This is a genomic window from Hydrogenophaga sp. OTU3427, assembly GCF_038440225.1.
GTDB lineage: Bacteria > Pseudomonadota > Gammaproteobacteria > Burkholderiales > Burkholderiaceae_C > Hydrogenophaga.
In genome coordinates this window covers 112494-128384 of the sequence record NZ_JASATI010000007.1, presented here as the reverse complement: position 1 = coordinate 128384, position 15891 = coordinate 112494, and the positions used below count along the sequence as shown (strand labels likewise).

16 protein-coding genes are annotated in these 15891 nt (G+C 67.9%); 10 read left to right on the top strand and 6 right to left on the bottom strand.

What is annotated here, in order from left to right; all coding sequences use genetic code 11:
- Positions 1–66 precede the first annotated feature (66 nt).
- The 3 genes from AAHB17_RS06615 to sucC form a co-directional block, all read right to left on the bottom strand.
- A complete protein-coding gene (locus tag AAHB17_RS06615; RefSeq protein WP_342129715.1) occupies positions 67–816 on the bottom strand; it encodes a TerC family protein in 750 nt (249 codons plus the stop codon).
- Positions 817–950: 134 nt separating this feature from the next.
- Entirely contained in the window at positions 951–1844 is an 894-nt protein-coding gene (gene sucD / locus AAHB17_RS06610; RefSeq protein ID WP_342129714.1) for a succinate--CoA ligase subunit alpha, read from the bottom strand.
- A gap of 11 nt (positions 1845–1855) precedes the next feature.
- Positions 1856–3016, bottom strand: coding sequence for an ADP-forming succinate--CoA ligase subunit beta (gene sucC, locus AAHB17_RS06605; RefSeq protein ID WP_342129713.1), 1161 nt, complete (start codon positions 3014–3016; stop codon positions 1856–1858).
- A 205-nt stretch (positions 3017–3221) separates the two neighbouring features.
- Between sucC and argC the strand changes: the two genes are divergently transcribed.
- The gene (argC, locus tag AAHB17_RS06600; protein WP_342129712.1) at positions 3222–4133 is read left to right on the top strand and encodes an N-acetyl-gamma-glutamyl-phosphate reductase; all 912 of its coding nucleotides are present in this window, start codon (positions 3222–3224) and stop codon (positions 4131–4133) included.
- Between the two features lie 285 nt (positions 4134–4418).
- Here argC and AAHB17_RS06595 read toward each other — a convergent pair whose 3' ends face one another.
- Together AAHB17_RS06595 and AAHB17_RS06590 are read right to left on the bottom strand one after the other, a co-directional pair.
- Positions 4419–5333 (bottom strand): MBL fold metallo-hydrolase, encoded by a 915-nt coding sequence (locus AAHB17_RS06595; RefSeq protein ID WP_342129711.1) that lies wholly within the window; start codon positions 5331–5333, stop codon positions 4419–4421.
- A gap of 54 nt (positions 5334–5387) precedes the next feature.
- Complete coding sequence (locus tag AAHB17_RS06590) at positions 5388–6113, bottom strand: FFLEELY motif protein (RefSeq protein ID WP_342129710.1); 726 nt, start codon at positions 6111–6113, stop codon at positions 5388–5390.
- An 84-nt stretch (positions 6114–6197) separates the two neighbouring features.
- Here AAHB17_RS06590 and AAHB17_RS06585 point away from each other — a divergent pair, with 84 nt between their 5' ends.
- Genes AAHB17_RS06585 through AAHB17_RS06575 form a run of 3 tightly spaced genes read left to right on the top strand, consistent with a single transcriptional unit; the run spans position 6198 to position 9254 of the window.
- Positions 6198–6704, top strand: a complete 507-nt coding sequence (locus AAHB17_RS06585; RefSeq protein ID WP_342129709.1) for a hypothetical protein — start codon at positions 6198–6200, stop codon at positions 6702–6704.
- Positions 6705–6726: 22 nt separating this feature from the next.
- Entirely contained in the window at positions 6727–8343 is a 1617-nt protein-coding gene (locus AAHB17_RS06580; protein ID WP_342129708.1) for a GMC family oxidoreductase, read from the top strand.
- On the top strand, positions 8340–9254 hold the full coding sequence (locus tag AAHB17_RS06575; protein ID WP_342129707.1) for an esterase/lipase family protein: 915 nt from the start codon (positions 8340–8342) through the stop codon (positions 9252–9254). Before AAHB17_RS06580 ends, AAHB17_RS06575 begins: the two co-directional genes overlap by 4 nt.
- A 3-nt stretch (positions 9255–9257) precedes the next feature.
- Here AAHB17_RS06575 and hppD read toward each other — a convergent pair whose 3' ends face one another.
- Positions 9258–10373 (bottom strand): 4-hydroxyphenylpyruvate dioxygenase, encoded by a 1116-nt coding sequence (gene hppD / locus AAHB17_RS06570; RefSeq protein ID WP_342129706.1) that lies wholly within the window; start codon positions 10371–10373, stop codon positions 9258–9260.
- A gap of 109 nt (positions 10374–10482) precedes the next feature.
- Between hppD and AAHB17_RS06565 the strand changes: the two genes are divergently transcribed.
- From AAHB17_RS06565 to glyQ, 6 genes are all read left to right on the top strand, one after another.
- On the top strand, positions 10483–10962 hold the full coding sequence (locus AAHB17_RS06565; protein ID WP_342129705.1) for an Lrp/AsnC family transcriptional regulator: 480 nt from the start codon (positions 10483–10485) through the stop codon (positions 10960–10962).
- A gap of 64 nt (positions 10963–11026) precedes the next feature.
- Positions 11027–11740, top strand: a complete 714-nt coding sequence (locus tag AAHB17_RS06560) for a GNAT family N-acetyltransferase (protein ID WP_342129704.1) — start codon at positions 11027–11029, stop codon at positions 11738–11740.
- Between the two features lie 88 nt (positions 11741–11828).
- Positions 11829–12695, top strand: coding sequence for an HlyC/CorC family transporter (locus tag AAHB17_RS06555; RefSeq protein ID WP_342129703.1), 867 nt, complete (start codon positions 11829–11831; stop codon positions 12693–12695).
- Complete coding sequence (lnt, locus tag AAHB17_RS06550; protein ID WP_342129702.1) at positions 12695–14338, top strand: apolipoprotein N-acyltransferase; 1644 nt, start codon at positions 12695–12697, stop codon at positions 14336–14338. The genes AAHB17_RS06555 and lnt overlap by 1 nt, the downstream gene beginning before the upstream one ends.
- Positions 14339–14414: 76 nt before the next feature.
- On the top strand, positions 14415–14867 hold the full coding sequence (locus tag AAHB17_RS06545) for a potassium channel family protein (RefSeq protein ID WP_342129701.1): 453 nt from the start codon (positions 14415–14417) through the stop codon (positions 14865–14867).
- Between the two features lie 114 nt (positions 14868–14981).
- Entirely contained in the window at positions 14982–15887 is a 906-nt protein-coding gene (glyQ, locus tag AAHB17_RS06540; protein ID WP_342129700.1) for a glycine--tRNA ligase subunit alpha, read from the top strand.
- Positions 15888–15891: the final 4 nt, after the last annotated feature.

Sequence of the window (15891 nt, the reverse complement as noted above, 5' to 3'; positions counted from 1 at the left end):
CAGTGGCGGCGTGTCGCGGGCGACCGGCTCAACGGGGGTCGCGCCATCGACGTCAATGGCCGCCGCTCACTCTGCACCGGTGTCGGCGGGATTCTTCTTGCGCATCCACATGCCGGCGGCCAGCACCAGCAGCGCACCGGCCACGCCAGCACCGTACTGCAGGCTGCTGACCACGGAGGGCAGTGCGCCTTCGCGCGCGGCGGGCACCGTGTAGCCCGCGATGTGCGGCAGCACCGCCGGGTCGGTCACGGCCATGGTGCCGGCGATCCAGCCCAGCAGCATGCCGCCGAGCACGATGATGGTGGGGAAACGCTCCATCAGCTTGATCACCAGCTGGCTGCCCCAGACGATGATGGGGATGCTGACCAGCAGACCGAAGATCACCAGCGGGATCTTGTGGTCGCCACCGGCGCTTTCGGCCGCGCCTGCGATGGCGATCACGTTGTCCACGCTCATCACCAGGTCGGCCACGATCACGGTCTTGACGGCGGCCCACAGCTTGTCGCTGGACTGGATGTTGCCGTGTTCGTCTTCGTCGTCGGGCACCAGCAGCTTGACGCCGATCCACAGCAGCAAGGCCGCGCCCACCAGCTTGAGGTAGGGGATGGTCAGGAGCGCCAGCGCGAAGACGATCAGGATGACGCGCAGGATGATGGCGCCCGCCGTGCCCCACAGGATGCCTTTCTTGCGCTGCTCCGGCGGCAGTTTTCGGCAGGCCAGCGCGATCACCACCGCGTTGTCGCCCCCCAGCAGGATGTCGATCATGATGATCTGGCCCACGGCGAGCCAGAACGCTGCTGTCATAAATTCTTCCACGGTCAGTCCCTGCCTTGGTGGGCCACACGGCGGTGGCGAAAAATCAAAAGCCGGATTGTCGCTGAGACAACCCGGCTCGGTCATTGTGGTTTACCGCAGGGGCCACGGCGGCCCCTGCGCGACCACGGGGGGCCTTACAGCATGGCCTTGAGCAGCTTGGCCATCTCGGACGGGTTGCGCGTGACCTTGAAGCCACACTCTTCCATCACTGCCAGCTTGGCGTCGGCGGTGTCGGCACCGCCCGAGATCAGCGCGCCGGCGTGGCCCATGCGCTTGCCCGGGGGGGCGGTCACGCCAGCGATGAAGCCGACGATGGGTTTCTTCATGTTGGCCTTGCACCACATGGCGGCTTCGGCTTCGTCGGGGCCGCCGATCTCGCCGATCATTATCACGGCGTCGGTGTCCGGATCGTCGTTGAAGGCCTTCATCACGTCGATGTGCTTGAGACCGTTGATCGGGTCGCCACCGATGCCGACGGCGCTGGACTGGCCCAGGCCGATTTCCGTCAGCTGAGCCACGGCTTCATAGGTCAGCGTGCCGGAGCGCGAGACCACGCCGATGCGGCCCTTGCGGTGGATGTGACCGGGCATGATGCCGATCTTGATCTCGTCGGGCGTGATCAGGCCAGGGCAGTTCGGGCCCAGCAGCAGGGTCTTCTTGCCACCGGCGGCTTCCTTGGCCTTCATCTTGTTGCGCACCATCAGCATGTCCTTGACCGGAATGCCTTCGGTGATGCAGATGGCCAGGTCCAGGTCGGCTTCAACGGCTTCCCAGATGGCGGCGGCAGCGCCGGCGGGCGGCACGTAGATCACCGACACGGTGGCGCCGGTTTCGGTGGCGGCTTCCTTGACGGAGGAGTAGATCGGGATGTTGAAGATCGACTCGCCGGCCTTCTTCGGGTTCACGCCGGCCACGAAGCAGTTCTTGCCGTTCGCGTATTCCTGGCACTTCTCGGTGTGGAACTGGCCGGTCTTGCCGGTGATGCCTTGCGTGATGACTTTGGTGTCTTTGTTGATGTAGATCGACATGACGGTGTTCCTTACTTGACGGCTGCAACGACTTTTTGGGCCGCTTCGGCCATCGTGTCGGCGCTGATGATGGGCAGGCCGCTTTCGGCCAGCATCTTCTTGCCCAGCTCTTCGTTGGTGCCCTTCATGCGCACGACCAGGGGCACGGACAGGTTCACGGCCTTGCAGGCGGTGATCACGCCGGTGGCGATGGTGTCGCACTTCATGATGCCGCCGAAGATGTTGACCAGGATCGCCTTGACCTTGTCGTTCTTGAGCATGATCTTGAAGGCTTCGGTGACCTTCTCGGGAGTGGCGCCGCCGCCCACGTCCAGGAAGTTGGCCGGCTCGGCGCCGAACAGCTTGATGGTGTCCATGGTGGCCATGGCCAGGCCGGCACCGTTGACCAGGCAGCCGATGTTGCCGTCCAGGCTGATGTAGGCGAGGTCGAACTTGGAGGCCTCGATTTCAGCCGGGTCTTCCTCGTCCAGGTCGCGCAGGGCCACGATGTTGGGCAGGCGGAACAGGGCGTTGGCGTCGAAGTTGAACTTGGCGTCCAGGGCGGTGACGTTGCCCTTGCTGTCGCGGTTCAGCGGGTTGATCTCGACCAGCGAGGCGTCGGTGTCCATGTAGCACTTGTAGAGCTTCTGGAACACGTCCATGGCCTGCGCGGTGGAGTCGGCCGGCATGCCGATGCCGTCGGCGATTTCCTTGGCTTGCGCGTCGGTCAGGCCCACCAGCGGGTCGACGAAGACCTTGATGATCTTCTCGGGCGTGCTGTGCGCCACTTCCTCGATGTCCATGCCGCCTTCGCTGGAGGCGATGAAGGCCACCTTCTGGCTGGCACGGTCGGTCACGACCGACACGTAGTATTCCTTCTGGATGTCGGCGCCGTCTTCGATGTAGAGGCGGCGCACCTTCTGGCCTTCGGGGCCGGTCTGGTGGGTCTTGAGCTGCATGCCCAGGATCTCGCCAGCCAGGCGCTTGACGTCGTCGATCGACTTGGCAACCTTCACGCCGCCGCCCTTGCCACGGCCACCGGCGTGGATCTGGGCCTTGACCACCCACACGGGGCCGCCCAGTTTTTGTGCGGCTTCCAAGGCTTCTTGCACCGTGAAGGCCGGAATGCCGCGCGGCACGGGCACACCAAATTGACGCAAGATTTCCTTGCCTTGGTACTCGTGAATCTTCATGAGGTCTCTTTCAGGAGTGGGAGGAGGGCTTCTGACCCGGCTGATGGATAGGCGGCCGGAAACCCGGCCTTGGCGATCGCAACCGCGAACTGTATCATGTTGCAATGCATCAAAACGGGGCGTTCGTCGGCTCGTAATGCATAATTATCAACTTCATTCCTGAAACAAAACTGACGCTCCTGAAGGCGTCCAAGCGAGCCCCCTCATGCCTTCCGTGTTCATCGACGGCGAAGCCGGCACCACCGGCCTGCAAATCCGCGAGCGTCTGGCGCTGATGCCCCAGGTGCAGCTGCTGAGCATCGCCCCCGAGCGACGCAAGGACCCCGAAGCCAAGCGCGAGCTGATGGCCGCGGCCGATCTGGTGGTGTTGTGCCTGCACGATGACGCCGCGCGCGAGTCGGTCGCCATGATCGATGCCTTGCCGGGCCACAAGCCCAAGATCATCGATGCCTCGACCGCCCACCGCGTGACGCCGGGCTGGGTCTATGGTTTCCCCGAGCTGACCCGCACGCAGGCGGCCGCCGTGGTGGCCGCCGACCGCGTGGCCAACCCCGGCTGCTACGCCACCGGTGCCATCGCGCTGATCCGCCCGCTCATCGATGCCGGGCTGATCGCGCCCGACATGCCGCTGTCGCTGCCCTCGGTGAGTGGCTACTCGGGCGGCGGCCGCAGCATGATCGAGGCCTATGAGAAGGGCGAGGCGCCGGCCTACGAGGCCTACGCGCTCACGCTGACCCACAAGCACCTGCCCGAGATCATGGCCAACACCGGCCTGACGCGCCGACCCATCTTCATTCCCGCGGTGGGCAACTTCAAGCAGGGCATGCTGGTGCAGCTGCCGCTGCACCTGGACACCCTGCCGGGTGCCCCCAAGGCCGCGCAGTTGCACGATGCCCTGGCCGCGCACTACGCCGGCAGCGAATGGGTGACGGTGGAGCCCGCCACCGAGTCGGGCAAGCTCGATGCGCTGGCGCTGCAGGACACCAACAAGATGGAGCTGCGCGTGTTTGCCAACGAGGCCCACCGCCACGCGGTGCTGATCGCGCGCCTGGACAACCTGGGCAAGGGCGCCAGCGGCGCCGCGGTGCAGAACCTGAAGCTCATGCTCGGGCTGTGAGCCCGCACGCCGCCCCTCAGCGCCTGTTCAATGTCTTTTTAGAGATCGCGTTGTGACGCAATCGGGATGAGTTGACGGCACAGACCCTTGCATGGACTCATGCCCATGCAAGGGGATGGGTGGGCAAGTCGCCCGATTTCGTCACAACCCGAAGGGCAAGTGCTTTTTCGGGCGGTCTGCGGCGTTGCAAAGCCTCGACGGGCCACCGGCCCGTCTGCGTTTTGCGCCTGGCAGCCCATCCCGAAAAAGCACTTGCGCGACGCCAAAAAGACATTGAACAGGCTCTCAGGCGTTCTCGATCCAATCGCCCTGGCGCGCCGCCGCGCCGCTGCGCACCAGGTCGTCCAGCAGGGGCAGCAGCCAGCGGTCAAAGTCGCCGCCGCCCATGCGGCCGTGCAGGTTCTGCATGTAGCTGGTGCCCTGGGCCCAGGCGCAGAAATCCGCCAGCGGCAGCCGCTGCAGCTCCAGCAGTTTGAACTTGAGCAGCACCTTGGCCGCGTGGCGCCGGTGCTTGTCGGGGGTGTCGGTGAACTGCGCCAGCCGCGCCCGGGCGCGCGCCAGGGCGCCAGCCACGTCGGAGAAGACGCGGCCGTGGCCAGGGATCACCGTCGATGGGGCCAGTCCTTCGATCAGGTCCAGCGTGGCCCCCACCTCGTGGAAGGCATCGTCGCCCTCCAGCTCGGGAAACACCACGCCAAAACCGTTTTCCCACAAGGCGTCGGCCGACACCAGCAGCCGGTGATCGGGCTGGAACAGGACCACCGAATGGGGGTCGTGGCCCGGCGCTGCGTGCACCTGCCAGGTGAGGCCACCCAGGGTCAGCGTGGTGTCGGGCAGCAGCACGCCGTTGATGGCGAAGCGCGGGCAGGTCTGGCCGGTGGGGCCATAGGTCAGGTGGTCCTCGTTCCAGTCGCGCACGGCGTGGGCCAGGCCGGGCGGTATCAGCGTCTGCAGCGCCGGGTAGGCGGCTTGCAGCGCGGCGTTGCCGCCACAGTGGTCGCTGTGCAGGTGGGTGTTGAGCAGGTGGTCCAGCGGCCGCGCACCCAGTGCCGCGCGCACCAGGGCCACGGTTTGTTCGGCGTGGACGGCGTAGCCCGAGTCGATCAGCGCGGTGCCGTGCGGGCCCTGGAACAGGATGTTGTTGGCCGACAGCCAGCCGCGTTCGAACACGGTGATGCCGGTGGGCAGGGAAATGGTCATGGCGTGTTTGTACGCGATCGCGGGGCGCCGCACTGACACGCAGGCGATTGGCGTTCAGCCACCGATCTGCCGTGCCAGTCTGGCCGTGGCATCGGGGGCATCGAAGAGATCGCCTATCCAGGCCGATTCGCGTTCGGCGATGGCGCCGAGGAAGGCCTCGGTGTGCCGGCCCATCTGGCCAAAGGCATCGAAGCCCTTTTCCAGAAAGCCTTGCAGCGCGCCCAGGCCGGCCGCCTGTGCGGCGCCGCGCATCATGCGCAAGCCCAGGCGCAGGCTGGCCTTGCGGGTCAGCGCCTGCAGCTCCCGTCCCATGTGCTGCACCACCTGGAGCTGCTGCTCGCGCAGCGCCCGTTCGCCGGTCTGGCGCCACGCCAGCACATAGCGCTCCGCCGCTGGCCGCGGCGCCATCCGGGCCCAATGTGCGGCCAAGGTGGCGTCCAACTGTTCGGTCAGCGCGTGCAGTTCGGCCATGTCGACCGCCAGTTCGGCCACCGGCGCCGGGAACAGGCGCTCGATGGCGCCGGCAATGCGCGCGAACTGCGCGTCGCGTTGCCGGAAGTCGTGGTCGCCATACAGCTCGTCGAGGAAAAACCGCGTGGCCGGGCCACAACGCGGGTCGCACATCAGATCGGCGTAGGTGGCCTCGAAGCGCCGCGCCTGCAGCACCTTGACCTCGCGCACGGCCTGCGCCGCATCGCCGCTGCGCGCCTGCTCGCGCAGGTGCGCCACCCGCGCCAGGTGGGCGCGTATCTGTTCGGCGGGTGGGGCGGCGGGCTTCATGGAAACCACGAGTCTATCTAGGCGTGGCTGCCTAGCGGGTGGCCGTGGCGCTGTGCCATATTGGCGGGTGAACGAGGGAAATCGATGCGACGCAGAGGATTGTTGACGCTGGGCCTGGGCGCGGCGGTGGGGCTGGCCCTGGTCGGCGGCGGCCTGGCGCTGCAGCAGCCGGTCCTGGTGGCGGGGCGTCTGGCGGCACCGGCCCGCGGGCTGTTCGTGGCCGTGGGGCGCGCGGTGCTGGCCGGCAGCCTGCCGACCGAGCCCGCCGCGCAGGCGCAGGCGCTGCTGGCCTGGCTGGGCCGGCTGGACGACAGCATCGCGGCGCTGCCGCCGCACACCCAGGCCGAGCTGGGGCAACTGCTCGCCGTGCTGGTCAGCGCGCCGGGCCGCTGGACCCTGGCCGGGTTGCGTACCGACTGGCCTCAGGCGAGCGTGGCCGAGGTGCAGGCGGCGCTGGAGGCCATGCGGCACAGCCGCCTGGCCCTGCGCCAGCAGGCCTACTTTGCTTTGCGCGACCTCAGCGCCGCGGCCTATTTCGCCGCGCCCGAAACCTGGTTCGCGCTGGGCTATCCCGGCCCCATGGACCTTTGAACACCCGATACCGCCCCCGAACATGAGCCGACAACCCGATCCGTTTCGCGAAGGCATGGCCGCTGGCTGGCGGGTGCTGGGCGCCGACATCGCGCCCGTGCCCGAGGCGCTGAGCTGTGACGTGGTGGTCGTGGGCAGCGGCGCCGGTGGCGGCGTCAGCGCCGAGCTGCTGGCGCGTGCCGGGCTGGATGTCATCGTGCTCGAAGACGGTCCGCTGCGCACCAGCCGCGACTTCCACCAGCGTGAGAGCGAGGCCTACCCGGCGCTCTACCAGGAAGCCACCGCGCGCAAGACCACCGACAAGGGCATCAACATCCTGCAGGGCCGCTGCGTGGGTGGCTCCACCACGGTCAACTGGACCAGCTCCTTCCGCACGCCCGACGAGACCCTGGCCTTCTGGCGCGAGCGCTACGGCCTGGCCGACCTGATGCCCGAGGCCATGGCGCCCTACTTCGAACAGGCCGAGCGTCGCCTGCATATCGACAACTGGCATGTGGCGCCGAATGAGAACAACGACCTGCTGCGCCGCGCGGCCATCCGGCTGGGCATCTCTTCAGGCGTGATCCGCCGCAACGTGAAGGGCTGCTGGAACCTGGGCTCGTGTGGCCTGGGCTGCCCCACCAACGCCAAGCAGTCCATGCTGGTGACCACCTTGCCGGTGGCGCTGCAGCGCGGCGCCCGCCTGCTGGTGCAGACCCGTGCCGAACGCTTCGAGCTGGGCGATGGCCAGGTGCGGGGCTTGCACGCCCTGGCCTGGGGCAACGCGCACGGCGACCAGGTGGCGCCGCGTCCGCTGCGCATCCGTGCACGCCACTACATCGTGGCCGGTGGCGGCATCAACTCGCCGGCCCTCTTGCTGCGTTCACAGGCACCCGATCCACACGGCCTGCTCGGCCGGCGCACCTTCCTGCATCCCGTGGTGCTGAGTTCGGCCGTGATGCCCGAGCTGGTGCAGGGCTGGAGCGGCGCGCCGCAGACGGTGTATTCCGACCACTTCCTGCACACCCAGGCCATCGACGGTCCGCTGGGCTACAAGCTGGAGGTGCCCCCGATCCATCCGGTCATCATGGCCGCGTCCCTGCCCGGTTATGGCCAGGCCCAGGCCGACCTGCTGCGCGAGCTGCCCCGCACCCACGTGCTGCTGGCGCTGCTGCGCGACGGCTTCGCGCCGCAGTCGCCGGGCGGCACGGTGAGCCTGCGCGGCGATGGCAGTCCGGCACTCGACTACCCGCTCGATGACTTCCTGATGGAAGGCGCCCGCCGCGCCCTGCTGCAAATGGCCGAGCTGCAGTTCGCGGCCGGCGCACAGGAGGTGATGCCGGTGCACGAGATGGGCCAGCGCCACCGGCGCTGGCCCGAGGCCCGCGCCGCCATCGAGGCCCTGCCCATGCAGGCACTGAGCACCCGTGTGGTCAGCGCCCACGTCATGGGCGGGTGCGCCATGGCGGCCGATGCGGCGCGTGGCGTGGTGCGCCCGGACGGCCAGCACTGGCAACTGGACAACCTCTCGGTGCACGACGGCTCGCTGTTTCCCACCAGCATCGGCGCCAACCCGCAGCTTTCCATCTACGGCCTGGTCAACCGCCTCACGCAGGGCCTGGTCCAGCGCCTGGGCGGCCGCGCGGAGGCGCTCGCATGACGCCGCGGTCCTCGGCCCTGGCGCGGCTGCAACAAGCGACCGTGGTGGGGCTGTGGCTGCTGCTGGCCGGCAGCTTGTGGTGGTGGCGCGACCGTCCGGGCGTGGCGGTGCTGGTGGTGGCGCTGATCGTGACCGGCCATGCCTGGGTGCTGGCGCTGGAATTCGCGCTGGCCGCCTGGCACAACCGGCGCGACCCCGCGCCCACCGCCGGCCTGGGCACCTTGCTGCGGGCCTGGTGGGTGGAGAGCCACATCGCGCCGCTGGTGTTTGGCTGGCTGCAGCCCTTTGCCTGGCGGCGCTGGCCCGACACGGCCGAGCCCGGCGCCGCCGTGCCAGGACAGCGCGGGGTGGTGCTGGTCCATGGTTTTGTGTGCAACCGCGGGCTGTGGACGCCCTGGCTGCGCGAGCTGCGCCGACGCCAGGTGCCCTACGCCACGGTCAACCTGGAGCCGGTGTTTGGCTCCATCGACGACTACGCGCCCCTGATCGACGACGCCGTGCGGCGCGCCACCGATGCCACCGGCCTGCCACCGCTGCTGGTGGGCCACAGCATGGGCGGTCTGGCCATCCGCGCCTGGCTGCGCGCCGCTGGCCCCGACGCGGCGCAGCGTGTGCACCACATCGTCACCTTGGGCACGCCCCACCGCGGCACCTGGCTCGCCCGCTGGAGCCGACTCACCAACGGTCGGCAGATGCGGGTGGACGGTCCCTGGCTGCGGCAACTGGCCGCCGATGAATCACCGGCGCTGGGCCAGCGCTTCATCTGCTGGTACTCCCACGCCGACAACATCGTGTTCCCCGCCAGCACCGCCACCCTGGCCGGTGCCGACAACCGCCACGTGGCGGGTGTCCCCCACGTGGCGCTGGCGTTTCACCCGCAGGTGATGGCGGAGACGCTCAAGCTGCTTTGAACGTCAAGCCTGAAGCACACCTCGGCGGACTTGGTCCAGCTCGATGGTTTCAAAAAGCGCCTTGAAGTTGCCCTCGCCAAAGCCCTCATTGCCCTTGCGCTGGATGAACTCGAAGAAGATGGGGCCGAGCTGGTTTTCGCTGAAGATCTGCAGCAGCAGTTCGCCCGGCGCGCCATCGACCAGGATGTTGCGGGCCTTGAGCGCCGCCACATCTTCGCCGTGGCCGGGGATGCGCTTGTCCAGCAGTTCGTAGTAGGTTTCGCTGGTGTCCAGCAGCTTGACGCCGGCCATCTGCAGCGCGTCCACCGAGTCGTAGAGGTTGCCCGAGCTCAGCGCGATGTGCTGGATACCCTCGCCGTGGTAGCGGTCCAGGTACTCCTGCACCTGGCCGGCCTTCTCGGTGCCTTCCTCGTTGATGGGGATGCGGATCTTGCCGCAGGGGCTGGTCATGGCCTTGCTCTTGATGCCGGTCTGCTGGCCTTCGAAGTCGAAGTAGCGCACCTCGCGGAAGTTGAACAGGCGCTCGTAGAAGCCGGCCCACTCGGCCATGCGGCCACGGTGCACGTTGTGGGTCAGGTGGTCGATCAGTTGCAGGCCATGGCCCACGGGGTTGAGCGCGTCGGCCGCCGGCACGCCGGGCAGGGGATAGAAGTCGACGTCGTAGAAGCCGATGTTGCCGATCTCGCCGTCCTTGGCCCCGTTCTTGCCGCGCCAGCGGTCCACCAGGTAGATCAGGCTGTCGCCGATGCCCTTGATGGCCGGGATGTTGAGTTCGCCCGGGCCGGCCTGGCCGGCGTAGCCCCAGGCGCCCAGCGACAGGGCGCGTTCGTAGGCCGCCTTGGCGTCCTGCACGCGGAAGGCGATGGCGCAGATGCTGGGGCCGTGCTGGCGCGCGAAGCGTTGGGCAAAGCTGTCGGGCTCGGCGTTGAGGATGAAGTTGATGCCGCCCTGGCGGTACAGCGTCACGTTCTTGTGGCGGTGGCGGGCCACGGCGGTGAAGCCCATGCGCTCGAACAGCTCGCCCATGGCGACCGGGTCGGGGGCGGCGTACTCGATGAACTCGAAACCGTCGGTGCCCATGGGGTTGTCCCAGGTGGCGGTGGTGGGCAGGGCGCTCATGGCTGTCTCCAAAAAAGTGTGCGACGCGCAACTGTAGGATCGCGCGCCCTCAGTTTTCCTGCATTCAAAAGCACCGAATGGGGGAAATTTGCAGGAAAATTGCGTCATCATGGAAAACGTCGCACTCGACAAGCTTGATCGCCTGATTTTGCGCAACCTGCAGGCCGACGGCCGCGCCACCTACGACCAGATCGGCGAGGCCGTCAACCTCTCGCCCAGCGCGGTGCTGCGCCGGGTCAAACGGCTGGAGGACAGCGGCGTGATCGACCGCTACGTGGCCCTGGTCCGGCCCGAACGGGTGGGCCTGGGCCTGATCGCCTACCTCAACGTGCGGCTGGAAAAACACACCGAAAGCCACAAACGCAACCCCATGGACCTGTTCCGCGCCAGCGTGCTGACCTGGCCCGAGGTGGTGGAATGCGCCGCCCTCACCGGCGAGATGGATTACCTGCTGCGCCTGGTGGTGGCTGACATGGCGCATTACAGCCGTTTCATCATGGACACCCTGCTCAAGCATCCCAGCGTGCAGGACTGCAAGACCAGTTTCGTGCTCGACCACGTGAAGGCGACCACGGCGGTGCCGGTGTGACCGTTGGTCGGGGCGCGGGACGGGAAGGGCTTGAGAAACTAGGGAAAACCCGTACATTTGCCGCATGCTTGATCCGTCTGCCCTCCTGAAGGCGTCCCTCGATGTGGGTCGCGACCTGTTCCGGGCCTCGCCCGGGACCACCGGTGCGCGGTCGGGCAGCGTGCCCATCCGTTCCCTGGGCCCCAGCCACCGCGAACGCATCGCGCAGCACCTGCTCGCGCTGGACGAACGCGACCGCTACCTGCGTTTTGGCTACCCCGCCAACGATGCGCAGGTCCGCCGCTATGCCGATGGCCTCAATTTCGACCGCGACGACATCTTCGGCATCTACAACCGCAAGCTCGAACTGCTGGCCATGGCCCACCTGGCCTTCTCGGTCGACCCGCAGTTCAACACCTGCGCCGAATTCGGCGTCAGCGTGGCGCAGAAGGCGCGTGGGCGCGGCTACGGTGGCCGCCTGTTCGACCGCGCCGTGATCCATGCCCGCAACGAGGGCGTGACGCAGATCTTCATCCACGCGCTGAGCGAAAACACCACCATGCTCAAGATCGCGCGCAAGGCCGGCGCGGTGATCGAGCGCGATGGCAGCGAAAGCGAGGCCCACCTGCGCCTGCCCGAGGCCGATTTCGAGTCGCGCGTGAGCGAACTGGTGGACGAGCAGCTGGCCCGCACCGACTACCACCTGAAAGCGCAGGCGCGGCAGTTTTGGTCCATGCTGGGCACGCTGCAGGACATCCGCCAGGGCGTGCGCGACGCCCGCGAAAAAGCCTCGCCCTGACCGGGCGGCACGGCCTGCCGCCGGGTGGCCAGCGTGTTGTCATGGGCTTGGGGTATGCTTTGTTACAGCACAACTACCCCGTCACACAGTGTCCGACCCCTATCCCAGTCCGGCGCCTCACCGCAGCGTGAGGCACGAAGACAAACGCGGATTTCTCCAGAAGCTGGCCGAGTTCATCCATCCGGGACCCGATTCCAAGGATGAACTGATCGAAACCCTGGCCGAGGCCGAGGACAACAACATCATCAACGCCGAATCGCGCGTCATGCTCGAAGGTGTGATCCGCATGGCCGACATGACGGCCGGCGACGTGATGGTGGCGGCGCCGCGCATGGATGTGCTGGACATCCACGCGCCGTTCGACGAGCTGCTGCACGTGGTGATCGACACCGCGCACTCGCGTTTCCCGGTGTTCGAGGGCGAGCGCGAAAACATCATCGGCATCCTGCTCGCCAAGGATCTGCTCAAGCTGCAGCGCGCGCCCGAACTCAACCTGCGGGCCCTGCTGCGCCCGGCCACCTTCGTGCCCGAGACCAAGGGCCTGAACGACCTGCTGCGCGACTTCCGCGGTAACCGCAACCACCTGGCCATCGTCATCGACGAGTTCGGCCGCGTGGCCGGCCTGCTCACCATCGAGGACGTGCTGGAGGAAATCGTCGGCGAGATCGAGGACGAGTTCGACATCGCCGAGGACGACGGCGACATCTTTGCCCTGGCCGATGGCAGCTGGCGTGTCAGCGGCGACACCGCCATCGAGCGCATCAACGAATCCTTCGGGCTGCAGCTCCCCGATACCGATTTCGACACCATCGGCGGCATGATCGCCCACGCCATGGGCCACGTGCCCAAGCGCGGCGAAGTCCATCACCTGGACGGCCTGCGGTTTGTGGTCATGCACACCAAGGGCGGGGCAGTGAAGTGGTTCAAGGTCGTCACCGAATCCGCTGAAACCTGATGCGCGCCGGCGCGCCGCGTCCCTTGTTCTGGTGGGTCTTGTGTGTGCTGGCGGGGCTGGCGCAGGCCGCCGCACTCGCCTGGCCCTGGCCGCCCCTGGAGAGCTGGGGCTTGCGTACCGGCCAGCCGGTGGGCGGGCTGCAGGTGCTGGGCCTGGCCGCGCTGGTGCTGGCCCTGCGCTGCGCCCCCACGGCGAGGGCGGCTTTCGGGCTCGCCTGGCTGGGCGCCACCGCCTGGTTGTGCGGCAGCTTCTGGTGGCTGTTCATTTCCATGCACACCTATGGCGGGCTGGCCGCACCGCTGGCCGCCGTGGCCGTGCTGGCGCTGGCCAGCGCCCTGTCCCTGTACTACGCGTTGGCCGGTGGCCTGTGGTGGCGTTGGCGGCACCGTGGCGTGTTCGTGCAGGCGCTGGCCTTTGCCGCCGTGTGGACCCTGGCCGAGCTGGCGCGTGCTGTCCTGTTCACCGGTTTTCCCTGGGGCGCGGGGGGCTACGCGCATGTGGACACACTGGCCGCGCTGGCCCCCTGGGTGGGGGTCTATGGCATGGGCGCGCTGGCCTCGGCGCTGGCCGTGCTGCTGGCGGCCTGGCTGCCCCCGCGCGTGGGGCGGCCCGGTGGGGTCTGGCGCTGGACATTGCTGGTGGCGCTGCTGGCCTGGTGGCTCCCACCGCAGGTGGCCCGCGAGTGGGGCACACCGGCGGGCACGCTGCACGTCCGTCTGCTGCAGGGCAACATCGCGCAGGACGAAAAATTCGCCGGCGACAGCGGCGTGCCCCAGGCCCTGGCCTGGTACGGCGACGAGCTGCGCCGGGCCGTGGCCGATCCCCAGCCCCGGTTGGTGGTGGCGCCCGAGACCGCCATTCCCCTGCTGCCGCAGCAGTTGCCCGCGCGGTTCTGGAGCGACCTCTGGGCGCCCGCCGCCGCCGGGCCGTCGGCCGTGCTCGCGGGCCTGCCGCTGGGCCGCCTCGAGGCGGGCTACACCAACTCGGCCTGGGGCTGGACACCCGAGCGTGCCGGCGCCGCGCTGCCGGCGCTGCGGCAGGTCACGCCCGAAGCCGACACCCCCCTGGCCGCCACCGATGGCCTGTACCGCTACGACAAGCACCACCTCGTGCCGTTTGGCGAATTCGTCCCGCCGCTGTTTCGCTGGTTCGTGGACCTCATGAACATCCCGCTGGGCGACTTCAACCGGGGCACCCTGGCCCAGCCCACGCTGGATTGGGCCGGCCAGCGCCTGGCGCCCAACATTTGTTACGAGGACCTGTTCGGCGAGGAGATCGCGGCCGGTTTTGCCGACCCGGCGCGGGCGCCGACGGTGCTGGTCAACCTCAGCAACATCGCGTGGTTCGGCGACAGCATCGCCATCGACCAGCACCTGCAAATCTCGCGCCTGCGGGCACTGGAACTGGCCCGGCCCATGCTGCGCGCCACCAACACCGGCGCCACGGCCGTCATCGACCACCAGGGCCGCGTCACCCACCAGCTGCCACGCCTGACCCGGGGCGCGCTGGACGCCGAGGTGGCGGGGCGGGAGGGCCTCACGCCCTACGCGCGCTGGTCGTCGCGTTGGGGCTTGTGGCCGGTGCTGTGGGGGGCGCTGGGGGTGCTGGCCGTGTTGTGGGGCAGGGGGCGCCGCCCGGCCTGACCCCGGCGGGACCGTGCCCGGCGCGCGGACTTGTGTATCGTCGGGTGCTGCCGGTTTTCGCGGAGACAGCTTGCCCATGTACCCCGTTGTTGTTGCCTGTGTGCTGCTGGTGGTGGCCACCACGGTGTTGCACTACGAAGTCCTGCGCGGGCTCAACACCCGCTTGCCGGGCCTGCCGGTGCCCCACCGGCTCAAGCTGCTGGTCGTGATCCTGGGCGCCTTCGTGGCCCACGCCATTGAAATCGCGCTGTACGGCGTGGCCCTCTACAGCCTGGTGCGCTGGACGGGTGCCGGCAGTCTCGTGGGCACGGCGGGTTTCTCGCTCGCCAATTGCATCTATTTCTCGGCCGAAACCTACACCTCGCTGGGTTTTGGCGACCTGACGCCTGTCGGCCCCATCCGCCTGCTGGCTGGCGCAGAGGCGCTCAACGGCCTGCTGCTGATCGGCTGGTCCGCGTCCTTCACCTACATCGCCATGGAACGCTTCTGGGGCGGCCCGGACGACACCGCCCCGCCGCCGCAACCCTGACCGGAGCGCCGGTCCCGGCGGGGGCCCGACCGGCCAGTAAAATCGGACGGTTTGCGCGGCCCCGCCACGCTTGTCCGTTTCCGGTCCTGACGCTCCAGGCGGAGCGCCCACCCCATGCTGACCTTCCAACAAATCATTCTCAAACTGCAGGCCTACTGGGACGCCCAGGGCTGCGCGCTGCTCCAACCCTACGACATGGAAGTGGGTGCAGGCACCAGCCACACCGCCACCTTCCTGCGCGCCATCGGCCCCGAGCCCTGGAAGGCCGCCTACGTGCAGCCCAGCCGCCGCCCCAAGGACGGCCGCTACGGCGAGAACCCCAACCGGTATCAGCAGTATTACCAGTACCAGGTGGTGCTCAAGCCTGCGCCAGCGAACATCCTGGAGCTGTACCTGGGTTCGTTGGAGGCGTTGGGCTTTGATCTGAAGAAGAACGACATCCGTTTCGTCGAAGACGACTGGGAAAACCCGACGCTCGGCGCCTGGGGCCTGGGCTGGGAGGTCTGGCTCAACGGCATGGAAGTCACCCAGTTCACTTACTTCCAGCAGGTCGGCGGCATTGATTGCAAACCCGCCACGGGCGAAATCACCTACGGCCTGGAGCGCTTGGCCATGTACATCCAAGGCGTCGAAAACTTCAAAGACCTCATCTGGACCGAAGGCCTCACCTATGGCGATGTGTACCTTCAAAATGAGATTGAGCAGTCGGCCTACAACTTCGAACACTCCGACGCCGACTTCCTGTTCACCGCCTTCGGCGCCCACGAGAAGCAGGCCAAGCACCTGATGGAGCAGCAACTGGCGCTGCCGGCCTACGAGCAGGTGCTCAAGTGCGCGCACAGCTTCAACCTGCTGGACGCGCGCGGGGCGATCAGCGTGACCGAACGCGCCGCCTACATCGGGCGCATCCGCAACCTGGCACGCAGCGTGGCGCAAAGCTACTACGAGAGCCGCGAACGCCTGGGTTTCCCCATGGCGCCGCGCGAGTGGGTGGAACAGATGGCCAAGAAGGCGGCGTGAGAGC

Excerpts from the sequence above, each read along its gene's own strand:
- sucD (WP_342129714.1), bottom strand. The coding sequence starts at position 1,844 with ATGTCGATCTACATCAACAAAGACACCAAAGTCATCACGCAAGGCATC.
- sucC (WP_342129713.1), bottom strand. The coding sequence starts at position 3,016 with ATGAAGATTCACGAGTACCAAGGCAAGGAAATCTTGCGTCAATTTGGT.
- argC (WP_342129712.1), top strand. The coding sequence starts at position 3,222 with ATGCCTTCCGTGTTCATCGACGGCGAAGCCGGCACCACCGGCCTGCAA.
- AAHB17_RS06595 (WP_342129711.1), bottom strand. The coding sequence starts at position 5,333 with ATGACCATTTCCCTGCCCACCGGCATCACCGTGTTCGAACGCGGCTGG.
- AAHB17_RS06590 (WP_342129710.1), bottom strand. The coding sequence starts at position 6,113 with ATGAAGCCCGCCGCCCCACCCGCCGAACAGATACGCGCCCACCTGGCG.
- AAHB17_RS06585 (WP_342129709.1), top strand. The coding sequence starts at position 6,198 with ATGCGACGCAGAGGATTGTTGACGCTGGGCCTGGGCGCGGCGGTGGGG.
- AAHB17_RS06580 (WP_342129708.1), top strand. The coding sequence starts at position 6,727 with ATGAGCCGACAACCCGATCCGTTTCGCGAAGGCATGGCCGCTGGCTGG.
- AAHB17_RS06575 (WP_342129707.1), top strand. The coding sequence starts at position 8,340 with ATGACGCCGCGGTCCTCGGCCCTGGCGCGGCTGCAACAAGCGACCGTG.
- hppD (WP_342129706.1), bottom strand. The coding sequence starts at position 10,373 with ATGAGCGCCCTGCCCACCACCGCCACCTGGGACAACCCCATGGGCACC.
- AAHB17_RS06565 (WP_342129705.1), top strand. The coding sequence starts at position 10,483 with ATGGAAAACGTCGCACTCGACAAGCTTGATCGCCTGATTTTGCGCAAC.
- AAHB17_RS06560 (WP_342129704.1), top strand. The coding sequence starts at position 11,027 with ATGCTTGATCCGTCTGCCCTCCTGAAGGCGTCCCTCGATGTGGGTCGC.
- lnt (WP_342129702.1), top strand. The coding sequence starts at position 12,695 with ATGCGCGCCGGCGCGCCGCGTCCCTTGTTCTGGTGGGTCTTGTGTGTG.
- AAHB17_RS06545 (WP_342129701.1), top strand. The coding sequence starts at position 14,415 with ATGTACCCCGTTGTTGTTGCCTGTGTGCTGCTGGTGGTGGCCACCACG.
- glyQ (WP_342129700.1), top strand. The coding sequence starts at position 14,982 with ATGCTGACCTTCCAACAAATCATTCTCAAACTGCAGGCCTACTGGGAC.